The following is a 15,837-nucleotide window of genomic DNA, read 5'->3' as shown; positions in this document are numbered from 1 at the left end:
CATGAAGGACTCAGGCCTGGTCGATTTCCGGCGTCCTGCGCCGTGTCACCACGCCCATTTCATCTTCTTCACGCATCCGCTTGAGCTGTTCCTCGGCCTCGGTCGCCTCCCGCTGACGATCCCACATCGAGGTATAAAGCCCCTTCTGGGCAAGAAGATCAGTATGCCGGCCGCGTTCGGCGATTTCGCCGTTCTTGAGCACGATGATCTCGTCGGCACTGACAACGGTCGACAGGCGGTGGGCAATGACCAGCGTCGTCCGCCCCTTGGAGACGAAGTCCAGCGCCGCCTGGATTTCCTGCTCGGTCGCCGTATCAAGTGCTGAAGTGGCCTCGTCAAGGATCAGGATCGGCGGTGCCTTGAGGATGGTGCGGGCAATGGCAACGCGTTGCTTCTCGCCGCCCGAAAGCTTCAGGCCACGCTCCCCGACCATGGCATTGAAGCCCTCCGGCAGGCCGCGGATGAAATCCCCGATCTGCGCCAGGTCGGCCGCCCGGTTGACCTCATCGTCGCTTGCATCGATCCGGCCATAGCGGATGTTGTAGGCAATGGTGTCGTTGAACAGCACCGTATCCTGCGGGACCATGCCGATGGCCGACCGCAGGCTTTTCTGGGTGACATCGCGCAAATTTTGCCCATCGATGACGATGTTTCCGGACTGGATGTCATAGAACCGGTACAACAGCCGCGAGATGGTGGATTTGCCTGCACCCGAAGGCCCGACGATGGCAACGGTCTTGCCGGCGGGAACCTCGAACGAGATGCCCTTCAGGATCGGCCGAGCCGGATCATAGCTGAAGTTGACATTGTCGAAGCGGATAGCGCCCTGGTCCACGGCAAGCGGCCGGGCTCCGGGAAGGTCGCGCACTTCCGGCTCGACATCGAGAAGCTCGAACATCTGCTCGATATCGGTCAGCCCCTGCCGGATCTCACGGTAGACAAAGCCGATGAAGTTGAGCGGCACCGACAGCTGCATCAACATTGCATTGATGAACACGAAGTCACCGATGGTCTGTTCGCCGGCCTGCACTGCCAGTGCCGACATCACCATCATCACTGTCATGCCGACACCGAAGATGACGCCCTGCCCCATGTTGAGCCAGCCGAGCGAGGTCCAGACCTGGGTGGCCGACTTCTCGTAGGATGCCATCGACACATCGAAGCGGCGCGCCTCCATCGCCTCGTTGCCGAAATACTTCACGGTCTCGAAGTTGAGCAGCGAATCGACCGACTTGGTGTTGGCGTCGGTGTCCGAGGCGTTCATCGACCGCCGGATCGAAATCCGCCAGTCCGAGGCCCGCACGGTGAACCAGATGTAGAACCAGACGGTGATCGCGGTGACCAGCACGTAGCTCCAGCCATAGGCCAGGCCGAAGATGACGGCGGTCAGGGCAAACTCGATCAGCGTCGGTGCAGTGTTGAGAATGGTGAACCGGACAATGGTCTCGATGCCCTTGGTGCCGCGTTCGATGACGCGCGACAGGCCGCCGGTTCGGCGCTCCAGATGGAACCTCAATGACAATTCGTGCATGTGCACGAAGGTCTTGTAGGCCAGTTGCCGCACGGCATGCTGGCCGACACGGGCAAACAGTGCATCACGCAGCTGGTTGAACCCCCACTGCACGATCCGGACCGCATTATAGGCGATGACCAGCATGACCGGGGTGGCGATCAGCGCCGGCATCCAGGAAACCACATCCGGATTTCCGTTGAGAGCGTCGGTCGCCCATTTGAAGAAATACGGCACCGAGATCAGCACCAGTTTCGACAACACAAGAAACAGGCTTGCCCAAAGCACCCGCATCTTCAGGTCGGGTCTGTCGGCGGGCCACATGTAGGGCCAAAGATTTTTCAGCGTGCCGAAGGGATTGCCCTGGTCGGCCGATACGGTTTTCGAAGCCAATTCAGATGTCCTTGTGTCCGGCCGGGTCCGCCGCGGCAGGCCCCGTCCGATTGTAGTCCGTCAATTCGTCCCGGCCCGCACCCGTACAACTGGCGCCGGCGCAGCAGCGATCAAGTGTCGTGCCGATAATGGCTGCCAATTCGCGCAGTGCATCGGAATTGACCGTGTATCTCGAGCTTTGCCGATCGGTCCGGAAGCTTACCAGTTCCGCGTCGACCAGGACCTTGAGATGCTGCGACACGGTCGACTGCGCCAATCCGATCCGACCGACCATGTCCTTGACGCAACAGCTGTCGGCGGCTCCAAGGTCCCTCAGCAATCGCAAGCGCACCGGATGAGCCAGCGCCGCAAGCTTGCGCGCCACTGCCCTGTCCCGATCCGAATTGTCCGTTGCATCAGCCTTCATCGTTAATCGGCGATATACGATGAAGGCTGAAGGGTCAAGCGGCCTACAGGTTTTTATTCCCGTCGAGCAGCTGCTTGTGCATCTCCTCCGCGTTGTCCAGCGGGTTCTCAGGCACGGAGAAGACCTGACCGGGCTTGATCCGGTTCGGATCCTGGATCTGCGACCGGTTGGCGACATAGATGGTGGTGTACCGAACACCCTCGCCATAGGTCCGCCGGGAAATCTGCCACAACGTGTCGCCACGGCGGATGATGACCGCACCCGGGGTGGAGGCCAGTGGCGCCTGCAGGATGGTCTTGGGTTCACCGGTCTGCACGGCCGCTTCCGCGACCTGCTCGGTTGCAGCATCCGCCGCAACGGACATGTCTGCCGGTTCTGCGAGTACCGTCTCGGCACGGGTGAGGATTTCACTCATCGCGGACAGGTCCCCGGTGTCAATCATTGCACCGGCGGCACTGGCACCTCCGTCAGCATTCGGCACCAGCACTGCAAGCGCCGACTCCGCCTGGATCCGCATTGAGCGGGCGATGGCCATCGCGTCGCTGCCGCTTCCTTCAGGCAGATCCGCAGAGGCCGCGCTCTTGAGTTTTGCGACGGCCTGGTCCAGAGCCTCGGCAACCCGACCAGACTCAGGCGCGTCAGCAGCCGACACCATGTTCTTGAGATCTGACAGCGCCTGGAAAGCGTCTTCGCGCATTTTCGACAGGCTGGCGATATCAGGCAGGATCAGTTCGCCTGTGCCGGCAGCATCAGCTTCCTGTGTCGCTGCGGGGGTTTCGTCGACGGGATCGGCCTCGGTGGCAACGGGGGCATCGGCCACGGGTTCCGCCGGCGCAACCGCCGCAAGCGCCTCGCCCTCGGGACGGTTGAACGGCACGGTGGCCCGCAAGAGCACATCGCTGCCGCTCGCGTCCATCAGGTCGGCACTGATGATATGATCGCCAACCGAAAGCTCGCTTATGGCCTCGACGATGAATCGTCCGGTCTCGTCCACCTTGTCGGAGCCGATGACGACCCCGTCTGCGGAGACCTGGACGGTGTATCCGGGTGTGGCCGAACCGGCGATGAAAATCCGGTCACCCTCGATTTCAACGGCATCGACCCGCACCGTGGTACCGGCCGGAAGGTCGGGTTGAGCCGCATCTGCGGACGCCTCGGGCGATGCCATGGCAACCTCCTCGGCGGCAGGCTGACCATCCGAAGAGGTCGCGGAATCGCCGGTTGCCGGCATATTCTGGACGCCCGCTATTTCTGGCGCTGATGTGGTCAGCAGTGAAGCCGCATCGGGCAGCGCCGGGGTCTCAGTTCTTTCGCTCGCCCCAGCCACGGCAACTTCCGCCGCCTGCCCCGCTGCTGCGTCAGACTGGGCCGTGCCGGAAGCATCTGACTGCGTATCGCCGGCAGCATCTGCCACCGGTTGGGCGCTAGCGGTCTCATCGCCGGATACCTGCTCCGCAGGCGCGGTGGCAACGTCGGTCGCTTCCTGATCGGTCGGATCCGTGTTCGTGCTGGCCCCATCAGTGTCAGGGGTTGCTGCAGCAACCGGCGCTGTGTCGGCGGCCTGACCGGCGGGAGCCATGGGCTGCGCGATGATCCGGCTTGCCTTGCCCGGTTTGCTGACCATGGCCAGCAATTCGCCACCGGCGCTTTCTGGAATGGAGACCGTGGCGACTTCCTCGGACTGCCGCATCTCGCCGTCTTCTCCGGTGATCCGCAGGGTCAGCTGGTAGTCCCCGGCCGAAAGCGGGGTATCGAGAATGACAGCGAAATCACCGCTGGGACCAACCTGTGTCGAGGCAATCACCGCATCGCCATTCATGATGTCGAGCGTGGTGCCAGGCTCTGCCTTGCCGGCGATCACGGTGGACCCATCAGGTTCGACACGCAGGATATCGAAGCTTGGCATGATCCAGCCATCGGCCACTTCCGCAGGCTCCGACCCCGCTGCCGGCCCCGATTCGGTGCCTGCACCATCCACGGGCAGGCCCTGGTTGCCGGCCGGCGCATCCTCTGCCGGCGCCGTGGCATCGACCATGTTGCTCTTCGGTGTGCTGTCCGAAGCAGTTTCTGCATTATTTTTCAAAAAGTTGGGTGCTAGAAAAAAAGCGCCGATGACAATCGCGGCCGCGACACCGAGGAACGCCCAGAAACCGGCATTATTCTTGTTCATTGTCTGCTCCGTGAATACGGCAAAAACTGCGTATGACGGCCGAAAACCTATATGCTTTGGGTACATGGCACAAGAAAAAGCGGTTCGAGCCACCAGCCCGGCCTTGACCAGGGTATCGGGCCGATGTTCAGTGCACCCATGAGCACAAACCCGTCGCGTATCTCTTCCATCTGCGTCTATTGCGGCTCCCAGCCAGGCATTGATCCATCCTACCGGGAAGCCGCCCGCAATCTCGGCCAGGCAATGGCGGAAAACGGCATCGACCTGGTCTATGGCGGCGGCACCAAGGGCCTTATGGGGGCCGTTGCCGATGCGGTGATGAGCAATGGCGGCAAAGCGATCGGGATCATCCCCGAATTCCTCATGGACAAGGAAGCCTCGCGGCAGGAATTGAGCAACCTGACCGAGCTGCACGTGACCAGCGACATGCATGAGCGCAAGCACATGATGTTCGATCGCTCGGACGCTTTCGTCACGCTGCCGGGCGGCATCGGCACGCTTGAGGAAATCATCGAGATCATGACATGGGCGCAACTGGGCCGTCACACCAAACCGATGGTATTCGCCAATATCGGCGGTTTCTGGGATCCGCTCAATGCCCTGATCGGACACATGAGCTCTCAGGGCTTCATTCACACCGCCCATCTGGTTCGGCCACTGGTCATCGACCGGGTCAAGGAGATCGTCCCGGCCATCCTGTCTGCGGCGGCCTTGACCGCCAACGGGCAAGATGCCGAAGTGATCGCTAAATTATAACATAATCAGCAACTTACAGCGACATCCTTTTCGGCAAAATTTGTCTTTTCCGGCCTTTCCCCGGGCCTGCGTTAGATCTTTTTTAACGCAACTGGCGCCACTATGGTCTCACAGAACAGGCGACATCAGCCCTGCTCTTCTGCAAAAGCGCTGAGCCATGACCGGCCCCGGCAAAATCTATTTCCCGGTTCCGGACAGAAGTCCGGCCCGATGACCGAAGACTTTACACACAGCCATTTATCGACATGCGAGGGTCCGGAACGACCTGACGGATTCACAAGATTTCTCTGTGTCCCGCCTCTCATCACAAGCGGAACACGAAGACAGCATTCTCGGACCGGTCCGGTTTTCGGGTCCGGCCCGCTTTCAGATACTGAACAGGCATGATGCCGATCATGGTCCCGCCTCCTCTTAACGCCCGGCGGTCATGGATTCCAGTCGGTTGAGCCGACAGCCTTTTTTTTAAAACAAGTGAATTTTGACAATGACGAGTATCATGACCAACACCGCGGCCATTGCCGCGCTTTCCACCTTGCGTGGCATCAACAATGACATGGAAACCACCCAGAACCGCGTCGCCACAGGCTATCGTGTCGCCAGTGCTGCCGACAACTCTGCCTATTGGTCGATCGCAACCACGATGCGGTCCGACAGGAAGGCCTTGGAGACGGTGACGGACGCCCTTGGCCTCGGCGGCGCCATGGTCGACGTCACCTATACCGCCATGGAATCGGCGATCGACATCGTCGACCAGATCAAGTCGAAGATGCTCGCCGCTCTCCAGCCCGGCGTCGACAAGAACAAGATCCAGCTCGACATCAACGAGATGCAGGAGCAGATCATCTCGATTGCCAAGTCCGCCAGTTTTGCCGGCGAAAACTGGCTCTATCACGAATTCGGCCAAAGCAGCCCCGGCATAAAATCGATCGTCGGCTCGTTCAACCGCGATGCCTCGGGCAATGTCAGCGTGACCACCCTGGACATCGACACCGAGTACACCTCACTGATCAAGCTCGGGTTCGGCGGACCCGTCGCCACCAGCGGCAACGGTTACCTCTCGGTCATCAAGGTCGGGGTCAGCTACACCAATTCCGCCGGCGCAACTGTGACTGGCAACACCACAGCCGGCGTCATCGACTTTGACCTGACGACGATGACCCGGGACGAGTTGCTGCTACAGGTCCAGGCGACCGACGACGCGCTTTTCGAGCTGACCGATGCCTCTTCAAATCTCGGCGCCATCAAGAGCCGCATCGAGATGCAGACGAAGTTCGTCGAGGACCTGGTGGATTCCATCAGCACCGGTATCGGCAGGCTGGTGGATGCGGACATGAACGACGAATCCTCTCGTCTCAAGGCGCTGCAGACCCAGCAGCAACTCGGCATTCAGTCGCTGTCGATTGCCAACTCCAGCTCGCAGGCAATCATTCAGCTGTTCAACTGAGCCAGCACCCGGCCGCAGAGAGAATGAACATGGACCGCGCTCCACCGGAGCGCGGTTTTTCGTTGGGAAGGACCGATAGACCTCGCGGCCCGCCTCAACGCTTCAGCCAGGCGGATTGACAGCCGTTGCGGCGGCTGCAGCCTGCCGCGCCCGCCGGCTGCGCAAAAGCGATGACGTATAGATTGCCAATGCAATCCAGATCAGCACGAAGGCTGCCAGCTTGTAAGGTCCGAAGGGCTCCTTGAAGGCGAATACCGCGATGAAGAAGATCATCGTCGGGGCGATATACTGCATGATGCCGATGGTCGAGAGCCTGAGAAGCTTGGCGCCGTTGGCGTAGATCATCAGCGGCACCGCGGTGACAACGCCGCAGCCCATGAGAAGCAGCATGTCCGCCGGCCCGGTGTCGCCGAAATGGCCGGTGCCATTGATTTCCGTATAGATGATGAAGCCAAGCGCGGGCACGGTTAGGATCAGGACCTCGAGAAAGAACCCCTGGTTCGGGCCGACCGGCAGCGACTTCTTGAAGAATGCGTAAAAGCCCCAGGACAGCGCCAGCCCGACAGACACCCAGGGCACCCCGCCCGATTCCCATGCCAGAATGCCAACCGCCGCCACTGCAAGCGCGATCGCGGCCTTCTGGCGCCCGTCGAGACTTTCCCTCAAAAGGATCGCGCCCAGAAAGATCGAGAACAGCGGATTGATGTAGTAACCGAGTGCCGTCTCGATTGCCCGGCCGGCAGCGATCGACCAGACATAGATACTCCAGTTGACGGTGATCAGGCCCGCCGTGATCAGCGCCATGCCCATTGTCCGCGGCGACCGGAAGGCGGCCCGGATATCCTGGGTCCGGCCAAGCAGGATCAGCACCACCGCGGCGATCGGCACCGACCAGACCACCCGGTGCGCCACCACCTCGACCGCGGGAATGTGGCTGACAGCCTTCATGTAGAAAGGCAGGAAGCCCCACAACAGATAGGCCACGAGCGCAAAGGCGAAGCCGCGCGGCGTGTCTTCATCATAGGCCGCCGGAGCCTTTCTGGTCGCCATTGTCTGTCCCGTTCTCTTGCTGGTTGCGAGGCTCGACGCATATGGCAAGCAGCGTGAATGCACAAATTCATTCCGATGAACAATGCATGCCGCCGCCGCGACGCAACCCTACTCCGCCGCCACCCTGCCCGCCATGTCGCGGTTCTTCATCAGCTTGAAGACGATGGAATCCATCAGCGCCTGGAACGAGGCGTCGATGATGTTGTCCGACACGCCCACCGTCCACCAGCGTCCGCCTTCGCCATCGGCCGATTCGATCAGCACCCTTGTGATCGCCTCGGTGCCGCCATTGAGGATGCGCACCTTGTAGTCGACCAGTTCGAGATCGGCGATCTCCGACTGGTAGACGCCGAGATCCTTCCTGAGCGCGATGTCGAGCGCGTTGACCGGACCATGACCCTCGGCCACCGACATCATCTCGACCCCGTCGACCGAGAGCTTGACCACGGCTTCAGATACCGTTCGTATCCGACCCATCGCATCGAAGCGGCGTTCCACCATCACCCGGAAACTGGTCACCGAGAAGAACTCCGGAACCCGGCCGAGCATCCGGTGCGCCAGAAGTTCGAAGCTCGCATCCGCACCTTCATAGGCGTATCCGGTGGCCTCGCGCTCCTTGACGATGCCGATCAGCTTGTCGAGCTTCGGATCATCCTTGCCGACCGCGATGCCGCGGCGCTTCAGCGCGTTGATGAAATTGGATTTTCCACCCTGGTCGGAGACCATCACCTTGCGGAAATTGCCGACGCTTTCGGGCGGCACATGTTCGTAGGTGCGCGGATCCTTGAGCAGCGCCGAGGCATGAATGCCGGCCTTGGTGGCGAATGCCGAAGCGCCGACATAGGGCGATTGCGTCGAAGGCGAGCGGTTGAGCAACTCGTCGAAGCCGTGGCTCAGTGCGGTCAGCTCAGCCAGTTTCTCCGGCACGATGCCCGTCTCGAACCGGTCGGCGAACGCCGGTTTGAGCATCAGCGTCGGGATCAGCGTCACCAGGTTGGCATTGCCGCAGCGCTCGCCGATGCCGTTGAGCGTGCCCTGGATCTGCCGCACGCCTGCTTCCACCGCGGCGAGCGAATTGGCCACCGCCTGGCCGGTATCGTTGTGGGCATGGATGCCAAGCCGGTCGCCGGGGATACCCGACGCGATCAGCGCGCCGATGATGTCGCGGATTTCCGAAGGCTGGGTGCCGCCATTGGTGTCGCACAGCACGATCCAGCGCGCCCCGGCGTCATAAGCCGCCCTGGCGCAGGCGATGGCATAGGCGGGATTGGCCTTGTAGCCGTCGAAGAAATGCTCGCAATCGACCATCGCCTCCTTGCCGGCATCGGCAACGGCTTTCACCGAACCCGAAATAGACTCGAGATTTTCGTCGTTGGAGCAGCCGAGCGCCACTTTCACATGGTAGTCCCAGCTCTTGGCGACGAGGCACACCACATCGCTTTCAGCCTGGATCAGGCCGGCGAGCCCGGGGTCATTCGATGCAGAGACGCCTGCCCGCTTGGTCATGCCGAAGGCCACGAACGACGCCTTCTCCGTCCGCTTTTTCGAGAAGAACGCGGTATCGGTCGGATTGGCGCCGGGATAGCCGCCCTCGACATAATCGATGCCGAACTCGTCGAGCATCTTCGCGATGGCGATCTTGTCCTCGACGGAAAAATCGATGCCTGGCGTCTGCTGACCATCGCGCAGCGTTGTGTCGAACAGGTAGATACGTTGCTTTGTCATGATTTCATTCCGGTATTGACGGGGCGAACACCCCCCTCTGTCACTTCGTGACATCTCCCCCGCAAGGGGGGAGATCGGACGCCGAGATTTTGCAGGGTCCATTCTACCCCTTTGCGGGGGAGATGTCGGCGCAGCCGACAGAGGGGGGTGTGACGCAGGTACTCAAGCATCGGCCTTCCCCGCAAACCTGTCGGTAGCCCGAACCAGTTGGTCGAGAATCCCAGGCTCGGAAAAGGCGTGCCCCGCGCCCTCGATCAGGTGGAAATCGGCCCGCGGCCAGGCCTTGTGCAATTGCCAGGCGATGCGCGCCGGGCATGGCATGTCGTAGCGCCCGTGCACGATGACGCCGTCGATGTCTGAGAGCCGTCCCGAATCGCGCAGCAATTGCCCTTCCTCGAGCCAGCCGGCATGGACGAAGAAATGGTTCTCGATCCGGGCAAAGGCCAGCGCGAACTGGTCCTCGTGGAACTTGTCGCTGGTCGAGGGTTCAGGCAGCAGCGTGATGGTCTCGCCTTCCCAGCCGCTCCACGCCTTGGCGGCGGCAATCTGCGCGTCACGGTCATTGCCCACCAGCCGCTTGCGATAGGCCGCCATCAGGTCGCCCCGTTCGGCCACGGGGATCGGCGCCAGGAACCGCTCCCACTTGTCGGGAAACATTTCCGAGACACCGAACTGGTAGTACCAGTCAAGCTCGGCCTTGGTCAGCGTATAGATGCCGCGCAGCACCAGTTCGCTCACCCGTTCCGGATGCGTCTCGGCATAGGCCAGCGCCAAGGTAGATCCCCAGGAGCCACCGAAGACCAGCCATTTGTCGAACCCGGCCATCTGCCGCAGCCGCTCGATGTCGGCGACCAGATCCCAGGTGGTGTTGTTGTCGAGCGAGGCAAATGGCGTCGAGCGGCCGCAGCCGCGCTGGTCGAACAGGATAACGTCGTAGAGCGCCGGATCGAACAGCCGCCGGTGAACGGGGCCAAAGCCTCCACCGGGCCCGCCATGCAGGAACACCGCCGGTTTGCCGCCGCGGGTGCCGACCCGCTCCCAGTAGATCCGGTGCCCATCGCCGGTGTCGAGAAAGCCGGTCTCGAACGGTTCGATCTCGGGGTACAACCCGCGCGGTTCACTCATGCTCTCACCCCCAACTGACCCAGACCACGACGGCCACCGTCACCACGGCCACCAGTACGCCCTTGCCGATCAGGCCGTAAAGCAGCCATTTCGGCATCTCCGTTCCCGGCTTGCGCTCGCTCATGCCCGATCCTCCGGCGGCCAGGCTTCGGTGTCGTGGTCCGGATGCTGGAAGGATGTCAGCGTTCTCAGAAACGCCACCGCCTCGGCATCCTCCAGCGTGTGCCGCTCGGGCAGCCCCGGAATGCCGTCGCACCAGATCCGCTTGGCCTCGGTGCCATAGGCGATGGTTGGCGCCACCCTGTCGGGATCGTCAAACGCCAGCACCGACAGCGCCAGGCCGTCGGGTGCATCATAGGCGAGCGGCGTTCCGCACTTGTCGCAGAACCCGCGCCGCGCCGCATTCGAGCTCTGGAACCAGGACGGCTGTCCCCGCGTCCATTCGAAGTCAGCATCGCCGACCGAGACAAGCGCCAGCGCGTGGCTTGCCGAGGCCTTCTGGCACATCCGGCAATAGCACACCGACGAGGTGCCGGGCGCGCCCGTCAGCCGGAACCGCACCGCGCCGCACTGGCAGCCGCCGGAATGGATATCCATGCTCATGGCTTTCCCTCCGCCGGCCAGACACTTGTGTCATGATCGGGATGCTGATGATTGGTTGAGGCAATGCTTTCGAGCCCGCCGGGCAGATCGTTACGATCGACGCTCTTTGCCGGCAGCCCGTCAAGAAGCGCATGAAACGGCACTCGCGTTTCCATGCCGTCATTGGCCACCGGTGGAAACGCCGCAGGATCGTCGAGACTGCCAAGCGTCACCGCTATCCCGTCCGATTGCAGCGTATCGAAGAACAACGGCGTGCCGCAGTCCCGGCAGAACCCGCGCCGGACCGGATCGGACGACCGGAACCACCCCGGCTCCCCGCGGGTGATCTCAAGCATCTTCTCCGGCGCGAAGCCGAGCGGCATGAAATAGTTTCCGGCAGCCTTCTGGCACATCCGGCAATGGCACAGATGCGGGTATTCGAGATCCCCATCGATGCGGTAGCGAACCGCACCGCATTGGCAGCCGCCGGAGTGGGTGGTTTGGTGTTTGAGCGGCTCAGTCATGGAGATACCCGCCAATGGTCTTTTCGATTTCGAGATAGACATGATCTTCCGCATCAATGAGGTCGGCATTGTCAAACCGCAAAACGGTATAGCCCTGTTGCCTCATCCATGCATCTCGAGCCTTGTCATGGGTCCGGCCCTGTTCGGTCTCGTGACTGTCACCATCCACCTCAATGACGATCTTCTTCGACAGCCAGGCAAAATCCGCGATGTAGGGACCAATCGGCGTCTCGCGTCGGAACCGCGCACCCCGCGGCCGGAAATCGCGCAGCAGGTTCCACATCTGCGCCTCCGCGCGCGTCAGTTCAGTGCGGAGCTTCCTTGCCCTGTCCCGGGTCTGAGGCGTGATGTTGGAGTGAGGCATCGTTCAGGTACCCCGCGACATCAAATTCGGGGATACAAAAGACCCCTCCCCAACCCCTCCCCACAAGGGGGAGGGGCTACCAAGCCGCACCATCCCATCAAATAATCCCCTCTTTGCAGTGTTGATGGATGGTTCGGCAGGCGCCAAACTCACGGAGCCGAGCCCCTCCCCCTTGTGGGGAGGGGTTGGGGAGGGGTCCTTGCCCAAGCTCGAACTCACCGCCGGACCTCCCATGTCGTCACCCGCTCACCAGTCTCCGGATTCTTGCCGTCCTTGAGCTGGATGCCCTGCTCCAGCAACTCATCACGGATCCGGTCGGCTTCGGCCCAGTTCTTGGCCTTGAGGAGCTCGAGTCGCTCGTCACGCAAAGCTTCGATTCTTGATTGCTGTTCCTCAGTCAGGCCAAAGCCAAGCAACGCCTTGGAAGCATATTCGATTTCATCGAACCCAAGCAAATCCAACCCCAACCGAAAAGCAATGCGGGCGCTCGCATCCCCAGCCTTGGCCTCCTTATACAGTCCTTGCAATTGATTGATGACCAACGGTGTGTTGAGATCGTCCAACAGTGGAAACCCTTCCGGAAGCTTCGGGCTATAGCCTGAAGTGTCTGTGCCCAGAGCGAGATCGGCCCAGCGATTGTAGATCCCCTCCGCCTCCTCGAGCCGCTTCACGCTGAAATCGATCGGCTCTCGGTAATGCGTCATCAGCATCGCAAGCCGCAGCACCTCGCCCGGCCATTTGCGGCCGCCGAATTTTTCGGTTTCCAAGAGCTCAGCGATGGTGACGAAGTTGCCGTCGGATTTTGACATCTTCTTGCCCTCGACCTGCAGAAAGCCATTGTGCATCCACAGGTTCGCCATCCGGTCATTGCCATGGGCGCAGCAGGACTGGGCGATCTCGTTTTCGTGATGCGGAAAGATCAGGTCGAGCCCGCCGCCGTGGATGTCGAAGGTCTCACCCAGATGATGCTCGCTCATCACCGAGCATTCGATGTGCCAGCCGGGGCGGCCATGGATGGTGATGCTCTCGCCGCCCTCGGTGAAACTCCCGTCCCAGCCGGGCTCGTCGGCGGCCGATTCCTTCCACAGCACGAAATCAGCCGGATTGCGCTTGTGGTCTTCCACCGCGATGCGGGCGCCGGCCTGCTGGTCTTCGAGCTTGCGGTTCGACAGCTTGCCGTAATCGGGCATCGAGCCGACCGCAAACAGCACTTCGCGGCCCTCGCGGCCGGAGGTGACATAGGCGTTGCCCTTGTCGATGAGCCGCTGGATCATTTTCACCATGCCGTCGATATGGGCGGTGGCGCGGGGCTCATGCGTCGGTTCTAGGCTGCCGAGTGCTGCCGCATCCTTGTGAAACCGGTCGGCGGTCTTCGCCGTGACCTTGGCAATCGCCTCATTGAGCGGCAGATCGGGATAATCCCTCAACGCCCGGGCGTTGATCTTGTCGTCGACGTCGGTGATGTTGCGCACATAGGTGACGTGATCCGCGCCGTAGACATGGCGCAAGAGCCGGAACAGCACGTCAAACACGATCACCGGCCGTGCATTGCCGATATGGGCAAAGTCATAGACCGTCGGTCCGCAGACATACATCCGGACATTGTTCTTATCGATTGGCTGGAACTCTTCCTTGGCGCGCGTCAGCGTGTTCCAGAACTTGAGCTCGGTCATGTCAACTCCCCGATGCCGGCCCCCGGGCCCGGGTCGTTTGTCCTGTTTGGTGAAAGAAGACGAAAACGGCCGAGCCAGCGGTGAGCTAGCGAATAATGATGCCGCAGATGCAGGTGGCGCGTGCGCCGTGTGCCGTTTTCATGCTGTTCTTATCCCCGATTGCATCCGCCCGGTCAAGATCCGGGCAAGCGGCTTTCAGCCGGTGAAGAACCGCACCAGCAGCGACACCGACAAGGCCGCCATCACCAGCGCAATCAGTCCGTCGAGCACGCGCCATGCAGACGGTTTGGCAAACAGCGGTTCGAGCACCCGCGCACCATAACCAAGCCCGAAGAACCAGATGAACGATGCCGACATCGCACCGATCGCGAACGCCAGCCGCGCGGTGCCCTCGTAGCGGCCGCTCAGCCCGCCGACCAGCAACACCGTATCGAGATAGACATGCGGATTGAGGAAAGTGAAGGCGAGGCAGGTCAGCACCGCAGCCTTCAGCGAACCCGGTCCTGTTTTCGCAGCCTCCAGTGTCGATGGCGAGATCGCCCGCCTGAGCGCCAGGAAGGCATAGACCGCGAGGAATGCCGCGCCGCCAAGCGTCACCAGCGCGATCAGCAGCCCGGACCCGGCAATGATCGCGCCGAGCCCCGCCACACCGAGCCCGATCAGCAGTGCATCCGACAGCGCGCAGATCAGGCACAGGATGAACACGTGTTGTCTGAGCAGGCCCTGGCGCAGGATGAAGGCGTTCTGGGCGCCGATGGCGATGATCAGCGAGCCGCCGAGTAGCAGACCGGCGATGGCAGGGGCGACGAATGGAGACATGGGGCCTAGAACAGTTTCATCTGGTCGGAATCCGTATCGGCAGTCTTGGGCTTCACCGGCCGTTTCACCGGTTTTGCCGGCGCAACGGCGGGTTCGGCGTCGGTCGCAGGCTTCTGCACCTCCGGCCCGCTATTGGCAACCTTGTTGACGAGATCGGAAACACGGATCGCCTCGAAACAATCATCCGGCGCCGGCTGCATCAGGTCGGCCACATGCCGCGGCTCCTGGTTGAGGCAGTCAAGCCAGCGGCTGAAATCCTCGGGCGCAATCACCACCGGCATCCGGTCATGGATCGGCGCAACCTCGCGATTGGGACCGACCGTCAGGATGGCGGCGGTGTCCATTTCCGCCCCATCGGCGCTCATGTAGGTTTCCATCAGCCCGCCAAAGGCAACGATGCCGCCAGCTCTGGGCCTGATCCAGTAGGCCACCGATTTTTCCTTCGAGCCCTTCGGCGGCCGCCGCCACTCGTAAAAACCCGAGGCGGCAACGAGGATTCGCCGGTGCCGCATGGCGGCGCGGAACGAGGCCTTTTCAGCCGCCGTCTCCGAGCGCGCATTGATCAGCAGCGGAAGATCGGCCGGATCCTTGACCCATCCCGGCAGGAACCCCCAGCGCGCCAAAAGCGCGCGGCGGTCGGTGCGGTTGTCGCCCTCCTCGCGGCGCCTGTCGCCGGCAATGATCAGGATCGGCTGGGTCGGCGCGATATTGTAGCGCGGCGGGAAATCCTCGATCTCCTCGAGCCCGAACAGCTCCTGCACCTCCTGGGGGGTTGCCGTAAGTGAAAAACGTCCACACATTGCCAATCCATGACTGAGGACAGGAACAGGGTCAAGCAATGAGCATAAAGTCCGGCAAGGCCGGCCCGAAAGCAGCCCTTGCCGTCTCGGTGGCGCTCGAACGCGATGGCAGGTTCCTGCTGGTGCTGCGCGCCAACCCGCCGGCGCAAAATCTCTATGCCTTCCCCGGCGGCAGGGTCGATCCGGACGAGACACTCGAACACGCGGCCCTGCGCGAACTCGCCGAAGAGACCGGCCTGAAAGCGATCAATCCCCGCCCCTTCGCCACTTTCGACCTCGGCTCCGATGCCCCGGGAGAACACAGCAAGTCGCATTTTTTTCTGACGGTCTTCCTTGCCGAAGATACTGGCGGAGACCCGGTAGCAATGGATGATGCCAGGCAGGTCGGCTGGTTCACGCCGGAAGAAATCCGTGGCCTGCCGGTGCCGCAAAGCATGGTCGACTGCATGGACATGCTTGAGGGCAAGCGCCCGGCGGTGTGAGATCACCGGACGGC

15 protein-coding genes are annotated in these 15,837 nt (G+C 61.8%); 3 read left to right on the top strand and 12 right to left on the bottom strand.

The window, feature by feature from the left end:
• Positions 1-10: 10 nt before the first annotated feature.
• The 3 genes from GTW23_RS05395 to GTW23_RS05385 all read right to left on the bottom strand — a co-directional run bounded on the left by GTW23_RS05395 (position 11) and on the right by GTW23_RS05385 (position 4,479).
• Positions 11-1,903: an ABCB family ABC transporter ATP-binding protein/permease gene (locus GTW23_RS05395; RefSeq protein ID WP_252914919.1), complete on the bottom strand. Its 1,893-nt coding sequence runs from the start codon at positions 1,901-1,903 to the stop codon at positions 11-13.
• A 1-nt stretch (position 1,904) separates the two neighbouring features.
• Complete coding sequence (locus GTW23_RS05390; protein WP_324288521.1) at positions 1,905-2,267, bottom strand: ArsR/SmtB family transcription factor; 363 nt, start codon at positions 2,265-2,267, stop codon at positions 1,905-1,907.
• Between the two features lie 85 nt (positions 2,268-2,352).
• A complete protein-coding gene (locus GTW23_RS05385) occupies positions 2,353-4,479 on the bottom strand; it encodes a LysM peptidoglycan-binding domain-containing protein (protein ID WP_252914916.1) in 2,127 nt (708 codons plus the stop codon).
• 138 nt (positions 4,480-4,617) lie between these two features.
• Here GTW23_RS05385 and GTW23_RS05380 point away from each other — a divergent pair, with 138 nt between their 5' ends.
• A complete protein-coding gene (locus GTW23_RS05380; RefSeq protein ID WP_252915573.1) occupies positions 4,618-5,235 on the top strand; it encodes an LOG family protein in 618 nt (205 codons plus the stop codon).
• A gap of 484 nt (positions 5,236-5,719) precedes the next feature.
• Positions 5,720-6,679 carry a flagellin N-terminal helical domain-containing protein gene (locus GTW23_RS05375; protein ID WP_252914914.1) on the top strand — a complete coding sequence of 320 codons (960 nt, stop codon included), beginning with the start codon at positions 5,720-5,722 and terminating at the stop codon, positions 6,677-6,679.
• A 102-nt stretch (positions 6,680-6,781) separates the two neighbouring features.
• Here GTW23_RS05375 and rarD read toward each other — a convergent pair whose 3' ends face one another.
• From rarD to GTW23_RS05330, 9 genes are all read right to left on the bottom strand, one after another.
• Positions 6,782-7,729, bottom strand: coding sequence for an EamA family transporter RarD (gene rarD, locus GTW23_RS05370; protein WP_252914912.1), 948 nt, complete (start codon positions 7,727-7,729; stop codon positions 6,782-6,784).
• 108 nt (positions 7,730-7,837) lie between these two features.
• The gene (gene cimA, locus GTW23_RS05365; RefSeq protein ID WP_252914910.1) at positions 7,838-9,454 is read right to left on the bottom strand and encodes a citramalate synthase; all 1,617 of its coding nucleotides are present in this window, start codon (positions 9,452-9,454) and stop codon (positions 7,838-7,840) included.
• A gap of 162 nt (positions 9,455-9,616) precedes the next feature.
• Positions 9,617-10,579, bottom strand: a complete 963-nt coding sequence (gene pip / locus GTW23_RS05360) for a prolyl aminopeptidase (RefSeq protein ID WP_152008126.1) — start codon at positions 10,577-10,579, stop codon at positions 9,617-9,619.
• 120 nt (positions 10,580-10,699) lie between these two features.
• Complete coding sequence (locus GTW23_RS05355) at positions 10,700-11,182, bottom strand: GFA family protein (RefSeq protein ID WP_252914908.1); 483 nt, start codon at positions 11,180-11,182, stop codon at positions 10,700-10,702.
• Entirely contained in the window at positions 11,179-11,685 is a 507-nt protein-coding gene (locus tag GTW23_RS05350; protein WP_252914906.1) for a GFA family protein, read from the bottom strand. Before GTW23_RS05350 ends, GTW23_RS05355 begins: the two co-directional genes overlap by 4 nt.
• On the bottom strand, positions 11,678-12,049 hold the full coding sequence (locus GTW23_RS05345; protein WP_267661734.1) for an endonuclease domain-containing protein: 372 nt from the start codon (positions 12,047-12,049) through the stop codon (positions 11,678-11,680). The genes GTW23_RS05350 and GTW23_RS05345 overlap by 8 nt, the downstream gene beginning before the upstream one ends.
• A 215-nt stretch (positions 12,050-12,264) precedes the next feature.
• Complete coding sequence (cysS, locus tag GTW23_RS05340) at positions 12,265-13,722, bottom strand: cysteine--tRNA ligase (RefSeq protein ID WP_252914904.1); 1,458 nt, start codon at positions 13,720-13,722, stop codon at positions 12,265-12,267.
• Between the two features lie 195 nt (positions 13,723-13,917).
• Positions 13,918-14,541: a LysE/ArgO family amino acid transporter gene (locus GTW23_RS05335; RefSeq protein ID WP_252914903.1), complete on the bottom strand. Its 624-nt coding sequence runs from the start codon at positions 14,539-14,541 to the stop codon at positions 13,918-13,920.
• A 5-nt stretch (positions 14,542-14,546) separates the two neighbouring features.
• The gene (locus tag GTW23_RS05330) at positions 14,547-15,341 is read right to left on the bottom strand and encodes an SOS response-associated peptidase (protein WP_252914902.1); all 795 of its coding nucleotides are present in this window, start codon (positions 15,339-15,341) and stop codon (positions 14,547-14,549) included.
• 38 nt (positions 15,342-15,379) lie between these two features.
• Between GTW23_RS05330 and GTW23_RS05325 the strand changes: the two genes are divergently transcribed.
• On the top strand, positions 15,380-15,823 hold the full coding sequence (locus tag GTW23_RS05325; RefSeq protein WP_252914901.1) for an NUDIX hydrolase: 444 nt from the start codon (positions 15,380-15,382) through the stop codon (positions 15,821-15,823).
• The last annotated feature ends 14 nt before the right edge of the window (positions 15,824-15,837 follow it).

This window comes from Parahoeflea alexandrii (assembly GCF_024105735.1).
GTDB lineage: Bacteria > Pseudomonadota > Alphaproteobacteria > Rhizobiales > Rhizobiaceae > Hoeflea > Hoeflea alexandrii.
This window is presented reverse-complemented; position numbering and strand designations above follow the sequence as displayed.

Excerpts from the sequence above, each read along its gene's own strand:
- GTW23_RS05325 (WP_252914901.1), top strand. The coding sequence starts at position 15,380 with ATGAGCATAAAGTCCGGCAAGGCCGGCCCGAAAGCAGCCCTTGCCGTC.
- cimA (WP_252914910.1), bottom strand. The coding sequence starts at position 9,454 with ATGACAAAGCAACGTATCTACCTGTTCGACACAACGCTGCGCGATGGT.
- GTW23_RS05380 (WP_252915573.1), top strand. The coding sequence starts at position 4,618 with ATGAGCACAAACCCGTCGCGTATCTCTTCCATCTGCGTCTATTGCGGC.
- GTW23_RS05350 (WP_252914906.1), bottom strand. The coding sequence starts at position 11,685 with ATGACTGAGCCGCTCAAACACCAAACCACCCACTCCGGCGGCTGCCAA.
- rarD (WP_252914912.1), bottom strand. The coding sequence starts at position 7,729 with ATGGCGACCAGAAAGGCTCCGGCGGCCTATGATGAAGACACGCCGCGC.
- GTW23_RS05345 (WP_267661734.1), bottom strand. The coding sequence starts at position 12,049 with ATGCCTCACTCCAACATCACGCCTCAGACCCGGGACAGGGCAAGGAAG.
- cysS (WP_252914904.1), bottom strand. The coding sequence starts at position 13,722 with ATGACCGAGCTCAAGTTCTGGAACACGCTGACGCGCGCCAAGGAAGAG.
- GTW23_RS05385 (WP_252914916.1), bottom strand. The coding sequence starts at position 4,479 with ATGAACAAGAATAATGCCGGTTTCTGGGCGTTCCTCGGTGTCGCGGCC.
- pip (WP_152008126.1), bottom strand. The coding sequence starts at position 10,579 with ATGAGTGAACCGCGCGGGTTGTACCCCGAGATCGAACCGTTCGAGACC.
- GTW23_RS05375 (WP_252914914.1), top strand. The coding sequence starts at position 5,720 with ATGACGAGTATCATGACCAACACCGCGGCCATTGCCGCGCTTTCCACC.
- GTW23_RS05335 (WP_252914903.1), bottom strand. The coding sequence starts at position 14,541 with ATGTCTCCATTCGTCGCCCCTGCCATCGCCGGTCTGCTACTCGGCGGC.
- GTW23_RS05330 (WP_252914902.1), bottom strand. The coding sequence starts at position 15,341 with ATGTGTGGACGTTTTTCACTTACGGCAACCCCCCAGGAGGTGCAGGAG.
- GTW23_RS05355 (WP_252914908.1), bottom strand. The coding sequence starts at position 11,182 with ATGAGCATGGATATCCATTCCGGCGGCTGCCAGTGCGGCGCGGTGCGG.